At 63.1% G+C, this 24,866-nt stretch carries 21 protein-coding genes; 9 read left to right on the top strand and 12 right to left on the bottom strand.

The genetic code is table 11. The features are described 5' to 3' along the window. The first annotated feature begins 49 nt into the window (after positions 1-49). Positions 50-2,941 carry a glycosyl hydrolase gene (locus NZ993_09455; protein MCS7156011.1) on the top strand — a complete coding sequence of 964 codons (2,892 nt, stop codon included), beginning with the start codon at positions 50-52 and terminating at the stop codon, positions 2,939-2,941. Here the strand turns inward: NZ993_09455 and NZ993_09450 are convergent. From NZ993_09450 to NZ993_09440, 3 genes are read right to left on the bottom strand one after another with little or no spacing between them, the layout of a single operon-like run. Beyond that, entirely contained in the window at positions 2,938-3,609 is a 672-nt protein-coding gene (locus NZ993_09450; protein ID MCS7156010.1) for a DUF502 domain-containing protein, read from the bottom strand. The genes NZ993_09455 and NZ993_09450 overlap by 4 nt on opposite strands. Then, the gene (locus tag NZ993_09445; GenBank protein ID MCS7156009.1) at positions 3,606-4,787 is read right to left on the bottom strand and encodes an MFS transporter; all 1,182 of its coding nucleotides are present in this window, start codon (positions 4,785-4,787) and stop codon (positions 3,606-3,608) included. The genes NZ993_09450 and NZ993_09445 overlap by 4 nt, the downstream gene beginning before the upstream one ends. Next, positions 4,784-5,581, bottom strand: coding sequence for a TIGR02757 family protein (locus tag NZ993_09440; protein ID MCS7156008.1), 798 nt, complete (start codon positions 5,579-5,581; stop codon positions 4,784-4,786). Before NZ993_09440 ends, NZ993_09445 begins: the two co-directional genes overlap by 4 nt. Before the next feature lie 97 nt (positions 5,582-5,678). On the opposite strand from NZ993_09440, the gene NZ993_09435 reads away from it, so the two are divergent. From NZ993_09435 to NZ993_09400, 8 genes are all read left to right on the top strand, one after another. After that, the gene (locus tag NZ993_09435; GenBank protein ID MCS7156007.1) at positions 5,679-8,213 is read left to right on the top strand and encodes a histidine kinase; all 2,535 of its coding nucleotides are present in this window, start codon (positions 5,679-5,681) and stop codon (positions 8,211-8,213) included. Next, on the top strand, positions 8,101-8,808 hold the full coding sequence (locus NZ993_09430) for a LytTR family DNA-binding domain-containing protein (GenBank protein ID MCS7156006.1): 708 nt from the start codon (positions 8,101-8,103) through the stop codon (positions 8,806-8,808). Before NZ993_09435 ends, NZ993_09430 begins: the two co-directional genes overlap by 113 nt. Next, the gene (locus NZ993_09425) at positions 8,809-9,213 is read left to right on the top strand and encodes a DUF309 domain-containing protein (protein ID MCS7156005.1); all 405 of its coding nucleotides are present in this window, start codon (positions 8,809-8,811) and stop codon (positions 9,211-9,213) included. A gap of 19 nt (positions 9,214-9,232) precedes the next feature. Continuing rightward, positions 9,233-10,102, top strand: a complete 870-nt coding sequence (gene sucD, locus NZ993_09420) for a succinate--CoA ligase subunit alpha (protein MCS7156004.1) — start codon at positions 9,233-9,235, stop codon at positions 10,100-10,102. Between the two features lie 31 nt (positions 10,103-10,133). Next, positions 10,134-10,898: a DUF4905 domain-containing protein gene (locus NZ993_09415; protein ID MCS7156003.1), complete on the top strand. Its 765-nt coding sequence runs from the start codon at positions 10,134-10,136 to the stop codon at positions 10,896-10,898. Positions 10,899-10,978: 80 nt separating this feature from the next. Continuing rightward, on the top strand, positions 10,979-12,124 hold the full coding sequence (locus NZ993_09410; GenBank protein ID MCS7156002.1) for a sorbosone dehydrogenase family protein: 1,146 nt from the start codon (positions 10,979-10,981) through the stop codon (positions 12,122-12,124). 31 nt (positions 12,125-12,155) lie between these two features. Beyond that, entirely contained in the window at positions 12,156-13,283 is a 1,128-nt protein-coding gene (locus NZ993_09405) for an aminotransferase class V-fold PLP-dependent enzyme (GenBank protein MCS7156001.1), read from the top strand. Between the two features lie 34 nt (positions 13,284-13,317). Further along, positions 13,318-14,433: a beta-lactamase family protein gene (locus tag NZ993_09400; GenBank protein ID MCS7156000.1), complete on the top strand. Its 1,116-nt coding sequence runs from the start codon at positions 13,318-13,320 to the stop codon at positions 14,431-14,433. Here the strand turns inward: NZ993_09400 and NZ993_09395 are convergent. The 9 genes from NZ993_09395 to rpsI all read right to left on the bottom strand — a co-directional run bounded on the left by NZ993_09395 (position 14,430) and on the right by rpsI (position 24,861). Next, a complete protein-coding gene (locus NZ993_09395; protein ID MCS7155999.1) occupies positions 14,430-15,236 on the bottom strand; it encodes an enoyl-CoA hydratase/isomerase family protein in 807 nt (268 codons plus the stop codon). The genes NZ993_09400 and NZ993_09395 overlap by 4 nt on opposite strands. Positions 15,237-15,266: 30 nt before the next feature. After that, a complete protein-coding gene (locus NZ993_09390; protein MCS7155998.1) occupies positions 15,267-16,628 on the bottom strand; it encodes an amino acid permease in 1,362 nt (453 codons plus the stop codon). Positions 16,629-16,644: 16 nt separating this feature from the next. Next, positions 16,645-17,637, bottom strand: a complete 993-nt coding sequence (gene bla / locus NZ993_09385; protein ID MCS7155997.1) for a class A beta-lactamase — start codon at positions 17,635-17,637, stop codon at positions 16,645-16,647. Between the two features lie 58 nt (positions 17,638-17,695). Beyond that, positions 17,696-21,133, bottom strand: a complete 3,438-nt coding sequence (gene dnaE / locus NZ993_09380; GenBank protein MCS7155996.1) for a DNA polymerase III subunit alpha — start codon at positions 21,131-21,133, stop codon at positions 17,696-17,698. Between the two features lie 65 nt (positions 21,134-21,198). Continuing rightward, positions 21,199-21,774, bottom strand: coding sequence for a ribosome recycling factor (frr, locus tag NZ993_09375; GenBank protein ID MCS7155995.1), 576 nt, complete (start codon positions 21,772-21,774; stop codon positions 21,199-21,201). Positions 21,775-21,800: 26 nt separating this feature from the next. Further along, positions 21,801-22,538 (bottom strand): UMP kinase, encoded by a 738-nt coding sequence (gene pyrH / locus NZ993_09370; GenBank protein ID MCS7155994.1) that lies wholly within the window; start codon positions 22,536-22,538, stop codon positions 21,801-21,803. 108 nt (positions 22,539-22,646) lie between these two features. Further along, the gene (gene tsf, locus NZ993_09365) at positions 22,647-23,489 is read right to left on the bottom strand and encodes a translation elongation factor Ts (GenBank protein MCS7155993.1); all 843 of its coding nucleotides are present in this window, start codon (positions 23,487-23,489) and stop codon (positions 22,647-22,649) included. Next, positions 23,486-24,301, bottom strand: a complete 816-nt coding sequence (gene rpsB, locus NZ993_09360) for a 30S ribosomal protein S2 (GenBank protein ID MCS7155992.1) — start codon at positions 24,299-24,301, stop codon at positions 23,486-23,488. Before rpsB ends, tsf begins: the two co-directional genes overlap by 4 nt. A gap of 167 nt (positions 24,302-24,468) precedes the next feature. Further along, on the bottom strand, positions 24,469-24,861 hold the full coding sequence (gene rpsI / locus NZ993_09355) for a 30S ribosomal protein S9 (protein MCS7155991.1): 393 nt from the start codon (positions 24,859-24,861) through the stop codon (positions 24,469-24,471). Positions 24,862-24,866 lie beyond the last annotated feature (5 nt).

Raw genomic sequence — 24,866 nt, 5'->3', positions numbered from 1 at the left:
CACAACCCTTCCGTTTCTTTAGCACGTCGAAGGGGCAAGGAGGTTTCCCATGCGACATGCCTGGCTGTGGCTGCTAGTGGCTTGGCCCGCTTGGGCTCAAAGCCTGCCGGAACCGGTGCAGGAACATCTGCGGCGCAAGGCCGAGTCCCGCTTTAAAAACTTGCGTTTCGAGAACGTAGGGCCCGTGCAGATGGGCGGGCGCGTGGTGGACATCGAGGTCGATCCCCGCAACCCGTTTCGGTTTCTGGTCGCTTACGCCTCCGGAGGCGTCTGGGAGACGCGCAACAACGGGACCACCTTCGCGCCTCTGAGTGAGGAGCTTCCCACGCAGGTCGTGGGGGATCTAGCCATGGCACCAAGCAACCCGGACGTGCTCTATCTAGGAACCGGGGAGAACAACTCCAGCCGTTCCTCCTATGCGGGTTTGGGCGTGTTCAAATCCACAGACGGAGGCAAAACGTGGCAGTATGTAGGCCTGGCAGAAACGCATCGGATCGGCCGCATTCGGGTGCATCCGCAGAATCCGGATATCGTTTGGGTGGCCGCGATCGGCAAGCTCTACAGCCAAGATGAGCACCGAGGGGTGTACAAATCCACCGATGGCGGTCGCAGCTGGCGCAAAACGCTCTACGTCAACCCCCGCACGGGGGCCATCGATCTCGTCGTGCACCCTCAAAACCCCAACATCCTCTATGTGGCCACCTGGGAGCGGGAGCGGCGGGCGTGGAACTTCGTCGAAGGGGGAGCGGGCAGCGGCATCTGGATGTCCACCGACGGCGGGGAAACCTGGACACGCCTGGGCAACGGCCTACCCCAGGGGGAACACGTGGGCCGCATCGGGCTTGCCATCTCACCCAGCAATCCGAACGTGCTCTACGCGGTGATCGATAACCAAACCCACCGGCCAGAGGAGGGGCAACCGGCCGAAGCGACGCGCATCCTTACGGTGCGGAAACTGGCCACTATGACGCGAGAGGCCTTCCTGGCCGTGCCGATCGATACGCTGGAAGCCTTTCTGCGCGCCAATGACTTTCCGGCCGAGTACACGGCCGCGCGCATCCGGGAGCTCATCCAAAAGGGCGAGATCAGCCCCAGAACGCTCTACGAGTACTTGGGCGGGGACGCCAATCGGGCCCTGTTTGAAACCCCCATCATCGGGCCTGAGATCTACCGCTCCGATGACGGCGGCCGCAGCTGGCGCAAAACGCATACGGCATATTTGGACGGCGTCTTTTTCACGTACGGCTACTACTTCGGCAAAATCTGGGTCGATCCGCAAAACCCGGATCGCCTCGCCGTGGCCGGGGTGCCCCTGCTGTACTCCGAGGACGGGGGCAAGAGCTTTCGGGCCGTGGACAGGCCCAACGTGCACGTAGATCACCATGCGCTCTGGAAAAACCCCGCCTTCCCGCTGCACTGGATTAACGGCAACGACGGCGGGGTGAACGTGACCTACGACGGCGGGGTCTCCTGGCAGGTGCTCAACACGGTCCCCGTAGGCCAGTTTTACACGGTCGCCGTGGATAACGCTCGCCCCTATAACATCTACGGGGGACTGCAGGACAACGGGGTCTGGTATGGGCAACGGCGCTCGATCGAACGCGTCTGGGAGCGCGAGGAACGCGACGGCTGGCGCCGGCTTCTGGGGGGCGACGGGATGTACACAGAGCCCGATACGTCGAACAACGAGCTCGTGTACGCCGGCTTTCAGTTCGGCAACTATTTTCGCATCAACCGCCGAACCGGCGAGCGAGCCCCGATCCGACCCCGGCACAAGCTGGGAGAAGAGCCTCTGCGCTTCAACTGGCTCACTCCCGTGATCCCGTCCCCGCACAACCAACAGATCATCTACTTTGGGGCCAACCGCCTGTTTCGCTCTCTGGATCAAGGCCGCAGCTGGACGCCCATCAGCCCGGATCTCACCTTCGGCCGCCGCGAGGGCGATGTGCCCTATGGCACCATTACGACGATCGACGAATCCCCGCTGCGCTTCGGGCTCATCTGGGTAGGTACCGACGACGGACGCATTTGGGTGACGCGCGACGGCGGGATGACGTGGACCGAGGTAAACGCCCCCAGGCCGCGCAACCGCAACGCGACCGTACCCCCGCGCAAGTGGGTTACGCGCGTTGTGGCCTCCCGCTATCAGGAGGGTACGGCCTACGTGACCTTGACCGGCTATCGGGAGGACGACTTCACCCCGTATGTGTACAAGACCACGGACTACGGCCAGACATGGGTTGATTTGTCAAGGGGGCTGCCGCGCCGGCTAGCTCTTAACGTGATCCGGGAGGATCCGGTAAACCCGAACATCCTGTATCTAGGGGGCGAGGACGGCCTCTACATCAGCCTGGATCAGGGCCGCAGCTGGGAGCCCCTCATGGGCGGGCTTCCGGATGTGGCCGTCTACGACATCAAAATTCAGGCGCGCGACAAAGACCTAGTCGTGGCCACCCACGGAAGAAGCATCTATGTGCTGGACCTGGAAGAGGTGCAGCAGCTTGTGGACTCCGTCTTGGCCAAACCGATCCACGCCTTCGCCCTGGAGCCCATCCCAGAAAACCCCAATTGGGGCCGCAGGCCAAACTGGCGCGATCCGATCCGGCCCTCTGTGCGCCTGGTCTGGTGGCTGCGCGAGGCTGGAACGGACTCTTCGGCGATCACGGTCCTAGACGCTCAGGGCCGACCCTTGAAGGTGCTGCGGGGTTCGGCGGATCGGGGCTTTAACGTACACACGTGGGATTTGGCCGTTGACCCCGGCTTAGTGCAAGCAGCTGGCCTCGGCTGGCAGCCGGCTCAGGACGGACAGATTTACCTGCGCGCCGGTCGCTACAGGCTAGAGTTCGCATCCGGCTCCCATCGCAGCAGCATACCCCTGGAGATTCGGCCCGCGCCCAGGCGGACGCCGACGCGAAGCGGGGGAGAACCGGAGGAGGGCTAACCCTGCGCCGATCCCGCAGAGGCCGACGGCCGCGCTTTGGAGCCGAAGGCCTCCTCGGGGCTTAGCAGAACCAGACGAGCGCCCCCCGGGCTTAGGCTGCCGAAGGAGACCACAAACTGCATCGCCTCGGCGACGCTCCAGCTCAGATAGCGCACTCGCTCTGGCTTGACGAAAAGCAGCATGCCGTTGGACGGGATCGGAGGGGTGGGGAGGAAAACGTGCAGCCACAGCTGCCCATCGTCCAACTCCGATTGGCCCGTTACAAAGCCCAGCGCCCAAGAGTCGCTCTCCAGGGGAAAAGGAACCAAGCAGACGCGCTGAAAGGACTCCTCAGAGGGCCGGGCAAAGATCCCGATCGTCTGCTGAGCGGCCCTGTAGATAGCGCCCACCAAGGGCATGCGGTGCAAAAGACGCTCCCACCACTGAAAAAGGCTATAGCCTACGACGCGCGAGACAAAAGCGCCCAGCAACAGCACCGATAAAAACAGACCCAGGATGCCGATTCCGGGCAATTCCACCCCGAGCAGCCGACGCAGGCTCGGGCCGAGTAGCCCCTCCAGGGTCTCGTACAGAAAGCGCAACACGAGATACGTGATCACCGTCGGGGCCAACACCAAAAGCCCCGTAAGGAGGTACCGACGCAATCGGGTCAAGCGGCGATCCTTCATATATCGGAACGCGAGACGGATGGGGGGTGTGAGATTCTGAAAAGGGACCGGTTGAGCACCAAGGCAAACACCAAGACACCCGCGGCGCTCCAGAACGGCAGGCCGTGATGCAGACCGTAGCATAGGCCTCCCCAGGCAGGTCCCAAAGTGCGGCCCAGGCTGCCTAGGCTTTGCGCTACGCCGAGGACTAGTCCCTGCTCTTGAGGACCCGCCGAGCGCGAGATAAGGCCGCTTAGAGCGGGCACGGCCAAGCTGCCGACTGCAAGGAGGCCCAACAGGAGCAAAGCGCCCGCTAGATCATGCCAAAGAGGCAACAGCGCGTATCCCACCGCACTCATCCCAACTCCGTAATAGAAAAGATGTCGATCCGCCAGACGCCGGACGAGCACGCGCACCAAGACCCCCTGTACGAACACCGAAAGCAGGCCCAAGTACATGAACAGGTAACTCACCTGACGCTCATCAAGGCCCAACACCTCAGAGCCCAGCAGGGGGAAGATCCCGTACATGTTGGCCTGCGCGAAGGAAAGCAGAAATGCACCCCCAAGCAGGGGCCCCAGCCGGGGCCGACGCAAAAGCCCGCCAAGGCTTTTGAGCGCCGGCAGGCGATGCTGTTCCGGAAGGTCCGTACGGCGTTCCGGCTCCGGAAGCAGGAGAAAAGCCATCAGCCAGTTTATAGCGGCAAGCCCAGCCGCGATAAGCGGGGGCACCGCGTAACCCAGGGGCATAAAGGTGCCGCTGATAGCAGGCCCTAACACGAAACCCAGGCCGAAAGCGGCGCCGATTAAGGCCATGTTTTGGGCACGCGCCTCCGGCGGGGTCACGTCGGCGATATAAGCCTGCGCAACGGCTAGGTTGGCACCCGCCACACCGGCGAAGAGGCGGGCCAAAAACAACAGCTCCACCGAACGCGCCCACGAAAAAAGCAGATATGAGCCCACCGATCCCGCTACGCTAACCAAGATCACGGTCCGACGGCCGATCCGGTCTGAGAGCCTACCCCAGAGAGGCCCGAACAGAAACTGCATCAGGGAATAGACGCTATACAGAAGGCCAATCTCAAGTTCGCTCGCCCCATACCGACGGGCGTAAAAAGGTAAAAGGGGTAGCACAATCCCAAAGCCGATCAGGTCGATGAGCACCGTCAGAAACAGCACCCAAAGCGGCGCGCGCTTCATGCCATAGCGCCCTCTAGATCAGGCAGGGGCTCCCGGAACACCCCCAGACCAAACAGCGCGAAATCATACCGCACTGGATCTTCCGGATCAAAGACGCGCAAGCGCTCGGTCAACTCTCGGGCCGCACGCCAGTCGGTGCTTTTGCGCCTTAACAGGCCCAGGGCCCGAGCCACGCGGCCCACATGCACGTCGAGGGGTATGATGAGCTGTGCTGGATTTACCTCAGCCCAAATGCCCAGATCCACGATGCGATCCCGACGCACCATCCAGCGCAGATACAAGTTGAGACGCTTACAGCTGGAGCCCTCTGAAGGACGCCTCAGGTGCCGCCTTGCGTTTCTGCCCACCTCTTGCTCCAGAAGGCCGATGAAGCGCTCTAGGGCTCCCTCCACGGTAGGAGCCTGTGGCTCGTAGCCCGCGTAAAAGGCGGCTTCCAGGGATCCATAACGCCGCAGGATCCGACCTAAACCTCGCCAGAACGCGCACAGATCGTGTTCCGACCACGTACGATGGACAAAGCCCCGCAAGCTCTCCCCCTCATGCCGCTCGAAGGTGAGCGCATACCAACGAGGGGCTAGGTTCAGGCGCTCACAGAGCTCAAAGAGCTTGCGCAAAACCACATCGCGCCGCCCCCAGGCGAAAAGGGCCGCGAAGAGCCCTATGATTTCTTGATCTCGGGGATCATCAAAGGCGTGCACGCAAGCTACGGGGTCTGATCCGATGAACTCCGGCCGATTGTAGCGCTCCACCAGCAGCTCAAGATAGGCCTTGATATAGGCGTCGCGAGCCGTCATGTCAGGAACGCCAAAATTAGCTGCCTAAAGCGGACGGGGCAAACAAGGGCGCGATTGCCGGATTGGCTTTTTGGGTTTAGGGGCGTACTTTGCGTTCGTGGCCCGCGCGACCGCAGCAAAACTTGTGTTGCTTTTGGTGCCGGCCTGGGCCCTGGTGCCCTTGTATCAGATCGGGCTGGACTGGGCTCGCTTTCGCGCCTTTGGGGAGCCGCACTTTCCCCAGACGCGCGGCTACGACTGGGTGCACTGGCGCGACCAAGGCCGAGGTCCGGAGGCGGGTTTTGTGTTTCCCGGCGGACCCGCGGACCGGGCCGGCATCCGAGCAGGCGATCGGTTGGTGCGCATACAAGGCCGCGCCCTCTTTAGTCTCGAAGCGGTAGACCAGGCGATACGGGGCATTAAGCCGGGCTCAGAGGTCTTGTACGAGTTGCTTCGAGGAGAGCGCCTGTTCTCCGTTACCGTGCGCATCACCGAGTATCCCGCTTTGCTGTATCCCATCGATCCTGTGCTGTGGGCGGCAGCCGGATGGGGGTTTGGATTCGGCTTCTTGGTGCACGGGGTTGGATTGTTCATCCTGCTGCCGTTGGCCTGGCGCAACCGCCGCCACTGGATCGACGTAGGCCTGATCGCGCTCGGAGCGCTGTGGTTTGGCGGCAACACCGCTCGCATCCTGCTCCTGTCCCTTTGGGGACCCCTTGAGGGTCCTACGCCGGCCCTGCTGCCCGGGCTAACGTTTCTAGCCGTACTGGGTTGGCTCGCCTTTCCGAGCCTTCTGCTCTGGCGTGCAGCGCGGACCGTGTGGCCCGTTCCCCTTCCCTTAAGCCTGTGGAGCTTTGTCCCACCGAGCCTCTATGCAGGGCTCTTGTTTAGCGCGGCTTTTTTCAGCGGCTGGCCAGGGGGGTTTACGATCAACACCCTCACCGCCTCTCTGCTGCTGTGTGTAAGCGCGTACATGATGGGAGCCTCAGGACTTCTGCTCATGGGGCCCCCATTAGAGCCCGGCCCGGGCTGGATGAGCCGCATGGGCACGGGGTTGTTTTTGGCCCTGTGTCTGCTAGCCCTCATGGCCGTTTTGGGGATACTACCCGAAGTAGCCTACACGACCGATCGGTTCACCGTGGGGCTTGTGCTATTGGTGCAGGTATTGAGCCTGTTTCCCGTACTGCTGCTCACCTATAGCACCCTTAAGTACGGACCTGTATCCGTGGTGATGCGCCGAGCCGTAGCGGGCCTGGGGACGCTCCTTGTAGGGCTGTGGGGCTATAGTTTGCTGCGCGGATTTTGGGACCCCTCTGGCCCCCTGCCCGTGCCGGCCAGGGACTGGCTAGCGGCTGCGGCGCTGGCCACGATCGCTCCGATCGCCTATCGGGTGTTGGAACGAACGCTGCTGGCCGATGAGCGCGCCTACTGGGCACGCCTGCGCCGCTCTGGCGAAGCCTTGAGTCGTTACGGGGATCTGGCCCGGATGGCTGAGGAGGCCGCGCGCACCAGCGCAGAACTCTTCGAAACCCCCTGGGCCGCCCTGGCTCTTTTTCCTCCAGAGCGCCCCGCGATCTTGCAAGGTTGGCCCTCGGACCCAGGCCCGGAGTCATTTTGGCGCGCGCTTTACAGGACCACCCCCCAAGACGGCCTCTGGATGCCCTCTCCGGTGCTGCCGCGATCTCATCTGCCTGGGGAGCTTGAACGCGCTCTGGAGGCGCGCCACACGGGCCTGCTTGTGCCGATAGGAACCGAAAACCAGACCTGGGGCCTGCTCGCCTTGGGCCGCCGGAGGCGCGTGTTCAACCTGGACGACATAGAGCGAGCCCGCGCCTGGGCAGCCTATATAGCGCAAGCCGCTGAGCGATGGGCCTTTCTGGAACGCGAACGAGCCCTGGTGCGCCGCACGGCCGAAGCGGAGCTGGCCGCCTTGCGCGCGCGCATCAATCCGCATTTTCTATTCAACACGCTCAACACGATTGCGGCGCTCATCGAGGACCGCCCGCAAGAGGCCGAGGCCACTGTCGAGCGCCTGGCGCACTTGTTCCGCCATGTGCTCGAACACGCCGGACAGGCGCTCGTACCCCTGGAGACGGAACTGGAGCTGGTCACCAGCTACCTGGACATAGAGCGTACGCGCCTGGGCCGGCGGCTGCGCGTCGAATACGATATCGCGACCGAGGCCCTCGATTGGCCCGTGCCCACGCTGGCCGTGCAGACGCTTGTAGAAAACGCCGTGCAGCATGGGGTTGCCCGTCAGGCTTGTGGGGGAACGGTGCGCCTTCGCGCCTGGATTGACGGAGAGGCACTCTGGGTGGAGGTCTCGGATACCGGGCCGGGCATTTCGGGCTTTGAGCCAGACCGAACCGATTTTTTCGGCACGGGTTTAACCAACTTGGCCCAGCGCTTGGCGCATCTGTACGGCCTGGCTGGCCTTCTGGAGTTCGACAGCCACGCCGAAGGCACGTGCGCGCGCCTGCGCCTGCCTCGTCCGTTGGAGGAGAGCGGCCATGGAGCCGAATCCGCTGCGCGTGTTGATCGTGGAGGACGAAGAGCCGGCCCGACATCGCTTGCGTCGGCTGCTAAGCCGTATGCAGGCCGTGGAGCTCGTCTCCGAAGCGGCCGACGCCGAGGAGGCACTCCGCCTGCTTGAGCAAAAACCGGTTGATGTGATCTTGCTGGACATTCAGCTGCCGGAGCAAGACGGTCTGGCCTTGGCAGAACGCCTGCGCGCGCAAATGGCCCGCCCGCCGTACGTGATCTTCGTTACGGCCTACCCCGATTACGCCCTGCGCGCCTTTCAGGTCCGAGCCCTCGATTACGTGCTTAAGCCCGTCGAGCTGCGCGCCCTCTCGGAGGCCCTAGAGCGGGCCCGGCTGTTCGTGCAGGCGCATCAGCGCCGGCCCTCCGCCTCCCCCGCCCCTCAGCATTTGGCGGTGCCCTACCGCAACCGCCTGGTCTTGGTGTCGTTGCAGGAGGTGCTCTCCGTGGAAGTTCACGACGGACTGACGTACCTGTACACCCCAGAGCGCCGATACCTGCTGCGCAGCTCCTTGGAGCAACTGGAGGCGCGTCTGGATCCGGAGCGATTCCTGCGCATCAGCCGCTCCGCTTTGGTGCGGCTGGATGCAATCCGGGAGCTCATTCCCTGGTTTAGCGGCCGCCTGAAAGTTGTGTTACTCGACGGTCGGGAGCTTATCGCCAGCCGAGAGCGGAGCCGATACCTCAAGCGCCTCTTGGCCTGCTAAATGATGGATACTTTAGAGGCATACTGGCAAGAGGGCCTGTCGTGTTTCCTAAAAGAAGCCTTCTTGGAGGCGCACGAAGCTTGGGAGAGGGGCTGGCGCTCGGCCCGGGAACCGGAGCGCGCGCTCTGGAAGGGCTGGGCGCAGCTGGCGGCAGGTTGCCTGCATCTTCAGCGAGGCAACCCGAAGGGAGCTTACACCCTTTTCACCAGAAGCCGAGCTCGGCTGGCTCAGGCGCCAAGCTCCTACCGGGGCCTGGACATGAAAGCGCTGCTAGCGGCGCTTGAAGGACTGCTTGCGAATCTGGGAGATCCGGATTTGCCCCTTGCCCATCTGCTCTCCGTCTGCTCCCAGGGGGCCACACTTGGCCCTCGCTCAGCAGGGGCCGTATATTCGGAGCCGGCCTAAAAAAGGGGGTGCGCGGTTCATGAGCATACTGGTCTCCGAGCAAACCCGCCTTCTCGTACAGGGCTTTACGGGACGGGAAGCGACTTTTCACGCCCAACAGATGATCGAGTACGGCACCCAGGTCGTCGCCGGGGTCACCCCCGGTAAAGGGGGTACACGGCACCTGGAGCGACCGGTCTACAACACCGTCTACGAAGCCGTCCGCCAGGAGGGCGCCAACACGTCGATCATCTTCGTGCCTCCGGCGTTTGCGGCCGATGCCATCATGGAGGCCGCCGATGCAGGCATCGCGCTCATTGTCTGCATCACCGAGGGGATCCCAACCCGGGATATGCTCAGGGCCTATGAGTACGTGCGCAAGCGCGGTGTGCGGCTAGTCGGGCCCAACTGTCCAGGCGTGATCTCCCCCGGCAAAGCCAAAGTCGGCATCATGCCGGGCTTTATCCACCAACCCGGCTCCATCGGGGTCGTCAGCCGCAGCGGCACGCTCACCTACGAGGCCGTCTATCAGCTCACTCAGCTTGGACTGGGCCAGTCGACTTGCATCGGCATCGGCGGCGACCCCGTAATCGGCACCCGGTTTGTCGATGCGCTTGCGCTTTTCGAACAGGATCCCGAAACCGAGGGGATCGTGCTGATCGGCGAAATCGGGGGGACGGCCGAAGAAGAAGCCGCGGCCTTCATACGCGAACACGTAAGCAAACCCGTCGTGGCCTTCATAGCCGGCCAGACGGCCCCACCGGGCCGGCGCATGGGGCATGCGGGCGCGATCATCTCCGGAGGCTCCGGAACAGCGGCCGAAAAAATGGCCGCTCTCGAAGCGGCCGGAGTCACGGTTGTGCGCAGCCCCGCCGTGATCGGGCGCGCCATATACGAACGACTGCGTTAAAGCCCTCTTGGCCTGCCTCTAGTCTCGGACCATGCGATATTGGAGCTTCGATAGCGGCGCCCGCCTGTGGCGGATCGCCTTCGAAGGGTCCTTCTTGATCGCCGAGGTCCGGGATCCAGAGCGCAAGACGGCGCACCTGGTCGCTCTGGAGGCCGAAACCGGCCAACTGCGCTGGAGATGGCAGAACCCGGAAGAGCCGTGGTGGCTGGGCCTAGAGGCCGTAGGCGAGAACCTGGTGCTCGTGCACGGTTATGCCGACCCGAGGCTGCCTGAGCACCGCGGTCTGATCGCGCTTGAGCTCGAGACGGGGCGAGAGCGCTGGCGTTCGGCTGCGCATAGCTTGCTGTTTTGGCATCCCGAACAGGGGCTCTGCGCATATCGTCGTCAGGGGCTTGAGCTGCTCTACGAGCTTCTCGATCCGGCTAGCGGCCGGCTCCGGCGTGCCCTCGGTTCGGATCGTCGCCTCGTGGAGGCGCTGCGGCCGGAGGCGAAACCCCCGGTTTCGCATCAGGATGCCTGCTTTCCCGAGCCCGTGCTCCAAGCCCCGTTCCTCCTGGAGGCGGATCCGGGGCATTTGGAGGCGCTCTCTTGGGGACGCTGGTGGATTGGGGTCGCGTTTCGAGCGGACCGGGGCACCTGGCTGGAGGTTTGGGACGGTCCGCATGGAAGGCGGCTCTGGAGCGATCAGATCTCGCACGAGGTCCGCGCTCCTGAATCCGATGCGTGTCTGCTTCGGCGGGGCCGGCTTTATTACGCCCAAAACCGCCGCGTGCTTTTCTGTCTGGTCCTCGAATGAAGAAACCGACGTTGCGCCATAAGGCGTGATTGTGTACCATCTATGCCGTGCGTGCCGCGAACCACATAGGAGTGCGATGCATGCTGTTGCTTAGCTGGATTGTGAGCTTCGGAATCGGCTGCCACTGTGCCCCTGATTCCGCCCCCTCCTCCGGAGGGGAGGATCCACAAAGGCAGACCGCCTCTAGGCTTCCCCTTGAGCGTATCAAGCTTCCTTCTGGATTTGTGATCAGCGTTTTCGCCGACAACTTGCCTAACGCCCGCTCCATGGTCTTAAGCCCTCGCGGGATCCTGTTTGTGGGCACCCGAACCGCCGGCCGGGTCTACGCCGTGGTGGACGAAAACCGCGACGGCCGTGCCGATCGCGTCTACACAATCGCCCAGGGGCTCAACATGCCCAACGGGGTGGCCTTTCGCGACGGCTCCCTTTACGTGGCCGAGGTCAACCGGATCCTGCGCTTCGACAACATCGAAAACCGCCTCGAGAACCCCCCTCAGCCCGTGGTGGTGACGGATAAACTGCCTTCGGATCGCCATCACGGCTGGAAATTCATCGCCTTCGGGCCCGACGGGAAACTCTACGTTCCCGTAGGCGCCCCCTGCAACATCTGCGAGCGCGAGGACCCATATGCCACGATTCTGCGCATGGATCCGGATGGATCGAACGTGGAGGTTTTCGCCCGCGGGGTGCGCAACACGGTCGGTTTCGACTGGCATCCCGTAACGCGGGAGCTCTGGTTTACGGACAACGGCCGGGATTGGATGGGCGACGATCTACCCCCAGATGAGCTCAACCGAGCCCCGGGTCCGGGCCTGCATTTTGGCTATCCGTATTGCCACGGCCGCAACATCTCGGACCCCGAATACGGGCGCAGGCGGCCTTGTTCGGCCTTCGTGCCCCCGGTTCAAGAGTTGGGCCCTCATGTGGCCGCCTTAGGTATGCGCTTCTACACCGGCTCCCTGTTTCCGGCCGAATACCGCAATCAGATCTTCATCGCCGAGCACGGATCCTGGAACCGCAGCACCCCCATCGGGTACCGCCTTACGCTTGTGCGTCTGGAGGGCAATCGAGCCGTTTCCTACGAGGTCTTCGCGGAGGGCTGGCTGGGGCCGGATGGCTCCGTTTGGGGCCGGCCTGTGGACGTGCTCGTGATGCCTGACGGCTCGCTTCTGGTCTCCGATGATCACGCGGGCGCGATCTATCGGATCACCTACCGCCGCCCGTAAGCGGTGCCTTTAGAGAAACGGGAAACCCAAAATGCGCTTAGAGACGCTGGCCGTACACGCAGGCCTACATCCAGACCCCACGACAGGGGCGGTGGTTCCACCCATATACTTGTCGACGACCTTTGAACGAGCCCCAGACGGCTCCTTTCCGCATGGGTACATCTACAGCCGCCTGAACAATCCCAATCGGGTTCAGCTTGAGGAGGCCTTAGCCCAGCTTGAGGGCGGCTCAATAGCGGCCGTCTTCTCCTCGGGCATGGCGGCCATTATGGCCGTCTTCCAGGCCCTTCAGGCCGGAGACCACGTCGTCGTGCCCCAAGACGTCTACCACGGCACGGCGAAACTGCTGCGCGGGCTTTTTGTGGACTGGAAGCTAGCGGTTACATTCGCCGACGTCTGGGATCCGGATGCGCTGCGCGCCGCCTTGCGGCCCAATACGCGCCTGGTATGGGTGGAGACCCCTTCAAATCCCTTGCTGCGCATCACGGACATCGCCGAAACGGTGCGCATCGCCCACCAGATTGGAGCCCGCGTCGCATGCGACAACACCTGGGCCACACCCGTGTTGCAGCGTCCGCTGGAATTCGGGGTAGACCTCGTCGTGCACGCCACAACGAAGTACATCGGCGGCCATTCCGACGTAACGGGGGGCGCCGTCATCGCGCGCGAAGCGGATGCGTTTTTTGAACGCATCCGCTTTATCCAAATCCAGGGCGGGGCCGTGCCCTCACCGTTTGATTGCTGGCTGCTGCTGCGGGGCATCCGAACGTTGCCCTATCGCGTGCGCGCGCACTCGGCAAACGCCCTGGCCGTGGCCCGCTTTCTTTGCGCCCACCCGCGGGTGGAGGCCGTCTTCTACCCGGGCCTCGAGAGCCATCCGGGGCATGAGGTCGCCAAACGCCAAATGGCAGGCGGCTTCGGAGGCATGGTCGCTTTTCTGGTGCGCGGCTCAGCCGAGGAGGCCTTGGCCGTGGCGGCGCGCACGCGCCTGTTTATCCGCGCCACTAGCCTGGGCGGGGTAGAGAGCCTAATCGAACATCGCGCTTCAATTGAAGGGCCCGGCACGCGCGCACCGGAAAACCTGCTGCGGCTTTCGGTCGGAATCGAGCATCCTGAGGACCTCATAGCGGACCTGGAGCAGGCGTTATCTGGAGTCTAGCGACGCGACACGGCCATGGCAGAGGAGGACCGCCATGTTGAAGAGGGTTTTGGCGCTGCTGTTTTTGCTTGGGGTCGCCTTTCGGGTGTCGGCGCAGCAGGCGCTGCCGCTGGCGCAAGCGCCGGCCGTCGAGGGCCGGTTTGCGCCCGTAATAGAACGGGCGCGCGATTCGCTCCTTGCGCTTATGCGGGATCGGGCCATACCGGGACTACAGGTGGCCGTGGCCATCCGGGGACGCATCGTGTGGTCGGAGGGCTTTGGCTGGGCGGACCTGGAAAACCGCGTTCCCGTCTGGCCCAGCACGCGCTTTCGGGTGGCCAGCGTATCGAAGGCCCTTACCTCGGCCGCATTGGGGCTACTTTGGGAGCAGGGGCGGCTGGACCTAGACGCTGAGGTGCAGCGCTACGTGCCCTCCTTTCCGCGCAAACGCTGGCCCATTACGGTCCGTCAGGTGGCCGGGCACCTGGCCGGGATCCGGCACTATCGGGGTCAAGAGTTTCTGAGCAGCCGCCGCTACCGCAGCGTCTTGGAGGCGCTTAGCGTCTTTCAGGACGACAGCCTGCTCTTTGAACCCGGCACCCGGTATAGCTATTCCAGCTACGGCTGGAACCTGCTAAGCGCCGTCATCGAGGGTGCCTCAGGCGAGGAGTTCCTGGGCCTCATGCGCCGACGCGTCTTCGAGCCCCTCGGCATGCGCTATACGGTAGCCGAACACACGGACAGCCTCATCCTGGGCCGGGCTCGTTTTTACGTGCGCGACTCCCTGGGCCGAATTCTCAACGCCCCGTATGTGGATAATTCGGTCAAGTGGGCCGGAGGCGGCTTTCTGTCCACAGCCGAGGATCTGGTGCGCTTCGGCTCCGGGCTTCTCGAAGGCCGTCTGCTTCGGCCGCAGACCGTGGAGTTGCTCTTCAGCTCGCAACGCACCCGCGACGGCCGGCCCACGGGTTACGGGATCGGCTGGTCCACCGGGGAACGCGCAGGACGCCGCACGGTCTGGCATACGGGCGGGGCCGTGGGCGGAAGCGCCATTTTGCTGCTGCGGCCCGAAACGAGCGTGGTGGTGGCGCTGATCGCAAACATGCAGAACGCGGGGCTAGCGGGAGCGGGCTTTCAACTCGCCGTCTGGTTTGAGGAGGCCCTCCGTTAAAGCGGCACCTCCCGCTCGAAACGGGGGGGCCGCTTTTCGCGCAACGCGTTGAGCCCCTCACGAGCATCCGGGCCCAGGAAGCCCAGAAATTCCAGGGCAAGTGAGGTGTCAAAGGCCGGCCCGAAAAGCCGCAGCCAGTTGTTAAGGGCGTACTTCGTCCACCGCACGGCCGTGGGGCTGGCTTGGGCCAAGCGCCGCGCCACTTCAAGCGCCACCTCGTAGACCCGGTCGTCGTCTACGCATCGGGATACCAAGCCCATACGCTCAGCCTCCTCCCCCGATATGGGCTCGTTTAGAAGCAAGTAGTACTTGGCCTTGGCCATTCCGACCAAAAGCGGCCAAATCAGCACAGCGTGATCGCCCGCGGCCACGCCCAGGCGAAGATGTCCGTCCAGCATGCGGGCAGAACGCCCCGCGATCGAAACATCGGCCAGCAGGGCCACCGCCAAACCGGCGCCCACGCAGGGGCCCTCGATGGCCGAGACGATAGGCTTTGAGCAGTTGATCACGTTGTAGACCAGATCCCGAGCCTCCCTCCAAACCCGCACCAGCGTGCCGTAGTCCTGCATCATGGACTCGATAAGCGTATAGTCCCCGCCGGCGGAAAAAGCCCCCCCTTGGCCGCGCACGATCACGGCCCGAACACGGGGGTCTTCGTCGATCGCGCGCCAAACGTAGGCCAGCTCCCGATGCAGCTCGGCATCCGCGGCGTTGAGCCGACCCGGAACGTCCAAGATCACCTCCAGAATCCCCTCTTCGGGCCGCTCAAAGCGCAACCGACGGTAGGCCGCGTAGTGGTCCATTGTATCCCCCTTTCCTGCCAGCCAGTGAGCTCACCGGGAAGCCTCAGGCTCGGCGGAAGCCGCAACTCGGCGGGCGCGCCAGCGCCAGAGCCCGTATACGGGCAGGCCTGTGGCGACGATCAACAGCCCCACCGCCCCTTGAGCGGGCCGGGCCAAAAGCGTATTGAGCACAATCCCTAATGCGGCTAGCGCGAAAAGCACGGGCGTCCACGGATATACCGGCACCCGATAAACAGCCTCCGAAGGCTTCGACCGATCCCGACGTCGATACGCAAATAGGCTTAGCGCCCCCAGCCCGTAGAAGAGCCAGCCCGAAAAGACAACATAGGTCAAGAGGGTCTCGAAAGTGCCCAGCAGGGCCAGCAGCAGAGACCAGGCTGAGCTCACCAAAAGCGCCGGAACCGGCGTACGGTATCGCACATGCACCCAACCGAGCCAGGCGAAAAGCAACCCGTCTCGAGCCATGGCGTAGTAGACGCGTGAAGCCGTAAGCACGAGCCCGTTGGCCGCGCCCAGAATGGAGACGAGAATGGCCAGGGCCACCCAACGGCCGGCCGCGGGGCTCCATACGTGGGATACGGCCTCGGCAGCCACGCTCACAGAGCCCCCCATGCGCGCCGAGCCCAGGGCGGCAAGATAGGCCAAGTTGGCCAGGCTATAGAGCGCGATAAGCACAAGAAGCCCCACGCTGAAGGCCCGCGGAAAAGCGCACCGGGGGTTTCGGACCTCCCCGGCGCTAAAGGTTCCATACTGCCAGCCCTCGTAAGCCCATAGGACACCAATCAGACCTAGTCCGGCCCCGCTAAGCCAGGCCGGATCCCAGGTGGCGGGCCACCACTGTGCACGCTGCTCCCTAAGCCCTGAGCCCTCTGAGAGCCACAACAGAAGCAGGCTTAGGCCCAGTAGGGAGGCGATTTTAAAGAGCGTGGTGCCGTTCTGCAACCGGGCTCCATGCCGTACCCCGCGCACGTTGACGGCCGTCACGCACAGGATGAGCCCGGCGGCCGCCACCTTCTGCCCGAGCGCACCCAACGGTACCAGGTGGGCCAGATACTCCCCAAAGGCCACCGCAAGCGTGGCCAGCGCCCCAGAGGCGATAGCCAGTAGCAGCGTCCATCCGTACAGAAAAGCCACAAGGGGCCCGAAAGCTTGGCGCAGGTGCGCGTACAGCCCTCCGGCCTGCGGATGCCGAACGCTGAGCTCACCGTACGTAAGGGCGCCCAAAAGCGAAAGCAGCCCCCCTGCTATCCACACAACGAGCGCCAATCCCGCGTATCCTCCGACCTGCTGCAGGACCACACCGGGGACCAGAAAAATGCCCGATCCGATGACCAAGCCCACCACAAGCAGGGTAAGATCGCCCGTGCGCAGGGCGCGCTCCAGCTCTCCCATAGCGGACCTCTCGGCTTTAGGGGCGCACAAACAGAAAATAATCGTGCACGGCTCGGGCGATCTCGGCTATGGCCCGCTCGCGCGTGGCCGTGTCCCGGTCGGAGGACTTGATAAAGACGGCGATGGCCACGTGTCCGGCCCCGTCGGGCAGGGCGATGATGCCCACATCATTTAGCGTACCCCCGATGGTGCCCGTCTTGTGCGCCACGCGCGTGCCCGCAGGCAGTAGCCCAAGAAGCCGGTTCGGACCCGTTCGGCACCGGTACATGATGTCCAACAACAAGGCGGTGCTGCCCGGGCTTAAGAAGTGCCCCAGAAAAAGCTTACGCAGCAGCTCGGCCATGGCCACAGGGGTGGCCGTGTCGCGTTCGTCCGCATCGAAGCGCGCCGCGGCCGCCTGGCGCGCCTCTGGGCTCAGGCGGGCCTGCGCGCTGCGAAAACGCGCTATAGACCAAGGCGCGGTTTGATCCTCCAGCCCGAGCCAATCGGCGATTAGCCGCTTGGTGGGCCGGTGCACGCCGATTCCCTCGATCCCCCAGGCGCGCAGGCGCTCGGTTACGGCCTCGGGGCCGCCGACTAGGCGCAGGCATACGTCGGTGGCCGTGTTGTCGCTGATGAGCATCATGAGCTCTAGGTGGTTGCGCACCGAAAGCGCCACGCCGGGGTGCTGAAACAGATCGGCCAACGTGCCGGATCCGGGGCTTACGTCCGATGTGTCGATCGGCACCAGCGCATCAAGCCGCAGCTCTCCGCGATCGACCCGCTCTAAGAGCGCGATCGCGATGGGGACCTTGTAGGTGCTGGCCATCGGGAAGCGCTCCTGCGGGTTGAGCGCGACCCAACGACCGGTCTCGATGTGCACGGCCGCCACCCCCACTCGCCCTCCGGCTATGGAGGCCAGACGAGCGATTTCGCGCTCCAGACGCGCCAGGCTCGCATCGCCCTGCGCCCAAGCCGAGGGGCCTGCCCACAAGAGTGCAACAAGCCACGGGTACATCCTAGACCGCATAGCGCGCCTCCTCCGGTAACCGGCACAAGGTAGCTGAGGGGCCGGGCAAGCGCAATCTCTACAGGCCGTTGGTCCGAACCAGAAGCTGGATGGATTCGGACGGCAGCAGCTGGCGCAACTCGGCCACTAGCTCGGGGACGGGATCGATAAGCACGCGCCGGGCACGCAGCCGCTGCGGTCGGGATCGCTCGGGGCAATGCAACAGAAACTCCAACCGACGCTGACCGGGGTAGCGCTGACAAACGGCGTATAGGTCCTCCACGAGAGGTTCTGCGAGCTGATCAAGCCCAAGATGCAGTACCACGCCCTCGATGAGGGTATCGCGGGCTAAGGCGATCGGCCAGATCTCCAGGACGCGGATCTTAAGCGCACCCGTCTGGGTGTCGGCAATACCGAGGACGACCAATACCTGGTCGAGTTCTAGATAGGCCTGGTATTTATGAAAGGCTTCGGCGAAGCAGATGACCTCTCCGGAGCCCGTCAGATCCTCTAGCGTAACGAACGCCATGGGGTTGCCCCGGCGGTCTGTGCGACGCTGGACTTCGACAACGATGCCCACGACGCGCACTTTCTGTCCGTCCTGGATGCCATCCGGCTGTCCGAAGAAAGCCGTGGCTAGCGCCCGGGCTTCATCCTGATAGCGATGCAAAGGATGCCCCGACAGGTAAAACCCCAGTAGCTCGCGCTCCCGACGTAGCCTTTCCATGATGCTCCAGTCTCGAAGAAGGGCCGGCAAGGGGGGCTCAGGCGGCATCAGACCAGATTCGCCGTTGGGGGCCTCAAAGAGGCTATTTTGGCCGACCAGTTGGGCCTCTTGGACGCGCTGCGCATAGCGAATGGCGGCCTCCACCGCCTCTAGTTTCTGCGCCCGCGTGCCCTCTAGTTCGTCCATGGCTCCGGCTACGATGAGGGCCTCCAGGCAACGCCGGTTGACCGAGCGCAGATCGACGCGGCGGCAAAATTCAAACAGTGTCCGAAACGGCCCGCCTCGGGAGCGGGCCTCCAGGATCGCCTCCACCGCGCTCTCCCCTACCCCCTTGATGGCGGCCAACCCGAAGCGGATAGCGCCGCGCTGCACGGAGAAGTGCGCCCGGCTTGTGTTTACAGAGGGAGGCAGGATCTCCAGGCCCATGCGGCGGCACTCTTCGAGCAAGAAGGCGATGCGATCGGCTTTTCCGATTTCGGCCGTAAGGGCAGCTGCCATAAACTCCGCGGGATAATGCGCTTTCAGATACGCGGTCTGATAGGCCAAAATGGCATAGGCCGCCGCATGGCTTTTGTTGAAGCCGTAGCCGGCGAATTTTTCCATCATCTCGAAGACGCGCAGCGCCGTCTCCCGGTCTACGCCCCGTTCCATGGCCCCACGCACAAAGAGATCCCGATGCTGCGCCATCTCCTCGGGCTTTTTCTTGCCCATCGCGCGCCGAAGCAGATCGGCCTGTCCCAAGCTGTAGCCGGCCATGACCTGCGCAATGCGCATGATCTGCTCCTGATAGACAGCGATCCCGTAGGTAGGCCGCAAAATGGGCTCTAGCATGGGGTGCAGATACTCAACCGGCTCCAGGCCGTGTTTGCGGCGGATGTAGACGGGGATGTAATCCATGGGCCCTGGCCGGTAGAGCGCGTTCATGGCGATGAGATCGTCGATGCAGGTGGGCTTGAGCTCGCGCAGGTAGCGGCGCATGCCCTCGGATTCAAATTGGAAGACGGCGATCGTCTCGCCGCGCTGAAAGAGCGCGTAGGTCTTGGGATCGTCCAGGGGAATGCGATCCAGATCGATCGCAACGCCGTGGTTTTCCCGGATCATGGCCACGGCGTTTTTGAGAATCGTCAGCGTATCCAGCCCCAAAAAATCCATCTTAAGCAGGCCGAACTGTTCGACCCAGGCTCCCTCAAACTGGGTGGTCACGACCCCGCCTTCGGCCCGATATAAGGGCACGTACTCCATGAGATCCCCAGGGGCGATGATCACGCCCGCTGCGTGCACCCCCGTATGACGCGGAGAGCCCTCCAGCACCTGAGCGAATTGAAACAGCTTGCGCAGCGTGGGATCCGGCCCGTTGGCCATTTGGGCCAGTTCAGGGACCTCTTGTAGAGCTTGGCGCAACGAGACCTTGGGCCCCTCGGGAACGAGTTTGGCGATCGCATCCACTTGCTTGGGACTTAACCCCAGCACGCGGCCCACATCGCGTATGGCGCCGCGCGCGCCCATGGTGCCAAAGGTGATGATTTGACAGACTGAATTCCGTCCGTACTTTTCCACCACGTAATCGATGACCAGCTGCCGTCCCCGATCGTCGAAATCGATGTCGATGTCAGGCATCGAGACGCGTTCGGGGTTGAGGAAACGCTCAAAGAGCAGATCGTAGCGCAGCGGATCGACGTTCGTAATCCCGATGACATAAGCCACAAGCGATCCCGCAGCCGAACCGCGTCCAGGCCCCACCCAAACGCCTCGGCGGCGGGCTTCGTTGGTCAGGTCCTGCACGATCAAAAAGTAGCCCGCATAGCCCATCTGGCTGATGACCTTGAGTTCATAGCGGAGGCGCTCCGCAATCTCCGGAGTAATCTCCCCATAACGACGGCGGGCGCCCTCGAAGGCCAAATGCTCCAGATACGCGTCCATGCTCCGAAACCCCGGAGGAAGCTCGTAATACGGCAGCAGCACATCCCCGAAGCGGAGCTCGAAGGTGCAGGACTCGGCCAGGCGCAGCGTGTTTTCCAGCGCCTCCGGTACGTCCTGGAATAGCCTGGCCATCTCCTCCGGGCTTTTGAAATAGAATTCGCGCTGTTCGAAACGCAGCCGATTGGGATCGTGCAGATCCTTGCCCGTCTGCAGCGCCAGAAGCACGTCTTGCGCGTCGTGATCTTCGGGCCGGATGTAGTGTACGTCGTTGGTGGCGATCACGGGCACCCCGTAATCGCGCGCCCAGCGCAGAAGCACCTCGTTTACCCGCTCCTGCTCCGGAATCCCGTGCCGTTGCAGCTCGACGTAAAAATCCTCTCCGAAAAGATTCAGCCACCATTCAAAAACCTTCCGGGCCTCCTCTTCTCCGTGGCGCAGGATCGTTTGGGGGATCTCGCCTTGCAGGCAGCAGGTGCTCGCCACCAGGCCCTCCCGGCACTCGCGCAGCAGCTCTTTATCGATGCGGGGCTTGTAGTAGTACCCCTCTAGATACGCCAGCGTAGCCAGACGCACCAGGTTGCGGTAGCCCTGCGCGTTTTTGGCCCACAGCACTTGATGATAGCGGATTTTATCGGTCTTATCGAAGCGGCTTTTTTGTCCCAAATAAAACTCGCAGCCCAGTATGGGGCGGATGCCACGGGCCTTGGCCGCAGCGACGAACTCCGGGATGCCGAATAGGTTGCCGTGATCCGTGATGGCTACGGCCCGCATGCCCAGTTCCGCGGCCCGAAGCATAAGGTCTTCGATCCGAGAGGCGCCATCGAGTAGGCTGTACTGCGTATGCAAGTGCAGGTGTACAAATTCTGCCATAGGGCGCTTTGCGAAATCAACGAGGGCACGAGCGCGCCTGCCCCCTGGTTGGATCCTTGGGGAAGTTAGACTTCCAGGATCTCCTTTTCCTTAGCTGCTAACAGCTGATCGATGCGTTCGATGTAGCGGTTGGTGAGCTTCTGGATCTCCTCTTCGGCCGCATACCGCAGATCTTCGGGCAGATGGGCCTCTTTCTGCAGTGCGCGCACCTCCTCGATGGCCTCGCGCCGAATATTGCGCACGGCCACCTTGGCATCTTCGCCGATGCGCTTGACCCGCTTAACGAGCTCACGACGCCGTTCTTCCGTCAACGGCGGGATGGGAATGCGGATCACATTGCCGTCATTAGAGGGATTCAGCCCCAGGCCGGAGCTCTGGATGGCCCGTTCGATGGCCGTGATGGCACCTTTGTCCCAAGGCTGCACCACGATCAGCCGCGCATCGGGGGTAGAGATACTGGCCAGCTGCTGGATCGCCATGGAGGTGCCGTAGTACTCGACCCTGATGCCGTCTAACAGCTCTGGTGTGGCCTTACCGGCTCGGATATGCAGCAACTCATGCTGCAGGTGTTGCAAGGTCTTCTTCATGTGCTCTTCGGCGTTCCGCAGCACCGCCGAGGCGTTTTCCGGAAGCGGCAGCATACTCCGGCCTCCTCTAAAACTAGTCTTTACAGTACCGGGGTCGGCTCGCCCCAGTAGACGAGCGAACCTACGGAATCACCCTGCACAATGCGACGCAGGTTGCCGGGTACATGCATATTAAAGACGATGATCGGAATATTGTTTTCCCGGCACAAGGTGAAAGCCGTCAGGTCCATCACCTCCAAGCCCAACCGGATCACATCCGCGCCGGAGATCCGCTCAAAGCGCACAGCTGCCGGATTCCGCTCCGGATCGGCATCGTAAATCCCGTCCACCCGGGTCCCCTTGAGGATCACCTCAGCTCGGATCTCCATAGCGCGCAGGCTTGCGGCCGTATCCGTTGTGAAATATGGATTGCCTGTGCCGGCGCCGAAGAGCACTACCCGACCCTTTTCCAGGTGTCGGATGGCGCGCCGGCGGATGAAGGGCTCGGCGATCTGCTCCATCTTGATAGCCGACTGCAGGCGCGTGTGCACGCCTAGCTTTTCCAGCGCATCTTGCAGGGCCATGGCGTTGATCACCGTGGCCAGCATGCCCATGTAATCCCCTTGCACGCGATCCATGCCGAGGGCTTGAGCCTGGCTTCCCCGGAAGATGTTGCCTCCTCCGATGACGACGGCCACCTGACAACCCAAGGCGTGCACTTCGTAGATTTCGTGTGCGAAGCGCCTCAGCATCTCCGGATCGATGCCGTATCCTTGCTGGCCCATGAGGGCCTCACCACTGAGCTTAAGCAGGATCCGGCGGTACCGCAACGAGCCCATAGCCTGCCTCCAGCGGGGAAAATAGCGTGTTGCCCCTGAGAAAGACCACCTTCGAAGGCTACAAAAAAGGCGACCTTTCGGGGGTCGCCTCATCCTGAAACGGAAGCCTTAGCCTAGTTGGCGCTCACCGAGCATGTAGCGCACGAAGCGGAACAAGCGCGCCCCTGTGTGCGCACGCAGCACCTCAGATACCGTCTTTTCCCCGTCTTTGATGAAGGGCTGTTCTAGAAGCACATGCTCCTTGTAGAACTTCTCCAGCTTCCCCTGGGCGATGCGCTCCACAATGGCCTCAGGCTTGCCTTCGGCCCGGGCCTGCTCCCGGGCGATCTCCAGCTCCCGCTCCCGGATCTCGGCGGGCACAGACTCCCGGTCCAGGGCCACCGGGTTCATCGCGGCCACCTGCATGGCCATGTCGCGGCCCAAGCTCTGAAGCAGCTCCCCGCTGGCCTCGATGTCCACCAGAACGGCCAGCTTATTGCCCGGGTGCACGTAGGCCACCAGCACGCCCTGAGCTTGGAGTACGGTGAAGCGGGCGATCTCGATCTTTTCGCCTATTTTGCCTACGAGTTCGTGTAGCGCTTCGGCCACCGTGCGCCCCTCCCCATAGGATAGGGCCTGCAGGGCCTCCAGATCCGCAGGCGCGTGGGCCAGCGCGAGCTCCGCCACGCGATCGGCAAAGCACACAAAGTCCTCGCTGCGGGCCACGAAATCGGTCTCGCAGTTCACCTCCACCAAAACCCCTCGCTTGCCGTCCGGGCTGACCCGAGCCACCACAACCCCCTCGGAGGCCACGCGTTCGGCGCGCTTAGCGGCCACTTTTTGGCCCTTTTTGCGCAAAATCTCGATGGCCTTCTGGATGTCGCCCCCTGCTTCTTCGAGGGCTTGTTTGCAGTCCATCATCCCAGCTCCGGTCAGGTCCCGGAGTCGTTTTACGTCCGCAGCGGTGATCATAGCGAAGATCCCTCGTTTTCGGGCATATCCGACTCGGCCCCGGCCTTATCCCGTCCCGTGGCGCGCTTGCTGCGCTCGGCACGGGCGATGGCCTCCTCCCGCTTGCGCGCGGCCTGACCCTCTAAGACGGCATCCGCGATCAAACGCGTGATGAGCTCAATGGCCCGGGCCGCATCGTCGTTGGAGGGAATGGGGTAGTCGATGAGCTCTGGATCGCTGTTGGTGTCCACCATGGCGATGACGGGAATGCCCAGCCGGTTTGCTTCGGATACGGCGATGTGTTCGCGTTTGGTGTCGACGACGAAAACACCGCCGGGAAGCCGGGTCATCTCCGCCACGCCGGCGAAGACCTTCTCGAGCTTTTCGCGCTCCCGGATGAGCATCAGGCGCTCCTTTTTGGTGATGCTCTCGAAGGTTCCGTCGGTCTCCATGCGGGCGATCAGCTCCATGCGCTTGATAGCACGCCGGATGGTGGCAAAGTTCGTAAGCATACCCCCCAGCCAGCGCTCCACGACGTAAGGCATGCCGCAGCGCTCGGCCTCACGGCGGATAATCTCTTGGGCCTGTTTTTTGGTGCCCACAAACAGGACTTGCTTGCCTGATTTGACAATTTCGACAACGGCCTCGTAGGCTTCGTCGAGCAACTGCTGCGTGCGATGCAGATCGATGATGTGGATCCCGTTGCGCTCCATGAGGATAAAGTCGCGCATCTTGGGATTCCACCTGCGCGTCAAGTGCCCAAAATGACAGCCCGCTTGTAGAAGCTCCTCCAGGCTGACCCGATGCGCGCGGGGTTCGGCAACAACGCTCATGACCCATCCTTTCGGTTTGGAGTTTCGCCTCTACGCCCTTCCTCCCGCCCGGCCATCCCGCCCCGAGGCGGGACACTCCACCGCGGCGGTCCAGACGTATGTGTGCTCTCCGCCTGCACATCCAGCTGAATGCGCCCAGGCAGAGGTTGTATGCGGGAAAGCGCCTTTTACCGCTTGCTGAACTGGAAGCGCTTGCGGGCCTTGGGTTGGCCGTACTTCTTGCGCTCCACCATGCGCGGATCACGGGTGAGCAGACCTGCGTTGCGCAGGGGCTCCTGGAAGGCTTCGTTGTACCGCACCAAGGCGCGCGCGATGCCCAAGCGCATCGCACCGACCTGTCCGGTCGTGCCCCCGCCGCGGATGGTCGCCGTTATATCGAACTGGCCCAGTGTGCCGGTTAACTTGAGCGGTTGCAGGACCTCTTCCCGATGCCAAGCAAGGGGGAAGTACACCTCAAAGGGGCGCTTGTTGACCGTGATCTGCCCCGTGCCGGGCCGCAGATACACGCGTGCTGTGCTCGTCTTGCGTCTGCCAACGGCCTGATATTGGATCAACGCCATAATGG

It is taken from the genome of Bacteroidota bacterium, from assembly GCA_025059945.1.
Taxonomy (GTDB): Bacteria; Bacteroidota; Rhodothermia; order JANXDC01; family JANXDC01; genus JANXDC01.
This window is presented reverse-complemented; position numbering and strand designations above follow the sequence as displayed.

What these genes read in the sequence shown, in the direction of transcription:
- pyrH (MCS7155994.1), bottom strand. Translation starts at nt 22,538, where the DNA reads ATGGGCTCGTTGCGGTACCGCCGGATCCTGCTTAAGCTCAGTGGTGAG.
- NZ993_09415 (MCS7156003.1), top strand. Translation starts at nt 10,134, where the DNA reads ATGCGATATTGGAGCTTCGATAGCGGCGCCCGCCTGTGGCGGATCGCC.
- sucD (MCS7156004.1), top strand. Translation starts at nt 9,233, where the DNA reads ATGAGCATACTGGTCTCCGAGCAAACCCGCCTTCTCGTACAGGGCTTT.
- NZ993_09455 (MCS7156011.1), top strand. Translation starts at nt 50, where the DNA reads ATGCGACATGCCTGGCTGTGGCTGCTAGTGGCTTGGCCCGCTTGGGCT.
- dnaE (MCS7155996.1), bottom strand. Translation starts at nt 21,133, where the DNA reads ATGGCAGAATTTGTACACCTGCACTTGCATACGCAGTACAGCCTACTC.
- bla (MCS7155997.1), bottom strand. Translation starts at nt 17,637, where the DNA reads ATGCGGTCTAGGATGTACCCGTGGCTTGTTGCACTCTTGTGGGCAGGC.
- NZ993_09440 (MCS7156008.1), bottom strand. Translation starts at nt 5,581, where the DNA reads ATGACGGCTCGCGACGCCTATATCAAGGCCTATCTTGAGCTGCTGGTG.
- tsf (MCS7155993.1), bottom strand. Translation starts at nt 23,489, where the DNA reads ATGATCACCGCTGCGGACGTAAAACGACTCCGGGACCTGACCGGAGCT.
- NZ993_09450 (MCS7156010.1), bottom strand. Translation starts at nt 3,609, where the DNA reads ATGAAGGATCGCCGCTTGACCCGATTGCGTCGGTACCTCCTTACGGGG.
- NZ993_09425 (MCS7156005.1), top strand. Translation starts at nt 8,809, where the DNA reads ATGATGGATACTTTAGAGGCATACTGGCAAGAGGGCCTGTCGTGTTTC.
- frr (MCS7155995.1), bottom strand. Translation starts at nt 21,774, where the DNA reads ATGCTGCCGCTTCCGGAAAACGCCTCGGCGGTGCTGCGGAACGCCGAA.
- rpsB (MCS7155992.1), bottom strand. Translation starts at nt 24,301, where the DNA reads ATGAGCGTTGTTGCCGAACCCCGCGCGCATCGGGTCAGCCTGGAGGAG.
- NZ993_09395 (MCS7155999.1), bottom strand. Translation starts at nt 15,236, where the DNA reads ATGGACCACTACGCGGCCTACCGTCGGTTGCGCTTTGAGCGGCCCGAA.
- rpsI (MCS7155991.1), bottom strand. Translation starts at nt 24,861, where the DNA reads ATGGCGTTGATCCAATATCAGGCCGTTGGCAGACGCAAGACGAGCACA.
- NZ993_09410 (MCS7156002.1), top strand. Translation starts at nt 10,979, where the DNA reads ATGCTGTTGCTTAGCTGGATTGTGAGCTTCGGAATCGGCTGCCACTGT.
- NZ993_09400 (MCS7156000.1), top strand. Translation starts at nt 13,318, where the DNA reads ATGTTGAAGAGGGTTTTGGCGCTGCTGTTTTTGCTTGGGGTCGCCTTT.
- NZ993_09405 (MCS7156001.1), top strand. Translation starts at nt 12,156, where the DNA reads ATGCGCTTAGAGACGCTGGCCGTACACGCAGGCCTACATCCAGACCCC.
- NZ993_09445 (MCS7156009.1), bottom strand. Translation starts at nt 4,787, where the DNA reads ATGAAGCGCGCGCCGCTTTGGGTGCTGTTTCTGACGGTGCTCATCGAC.
- NZ993_09390 (MCS7155998.1), bottom strand. Translation starts at nt 16,628, where the DNA reads ATGGGAGAGCTGGAGCGCGCCCTGCGCACGGGCGATCTTACCCTGCTT.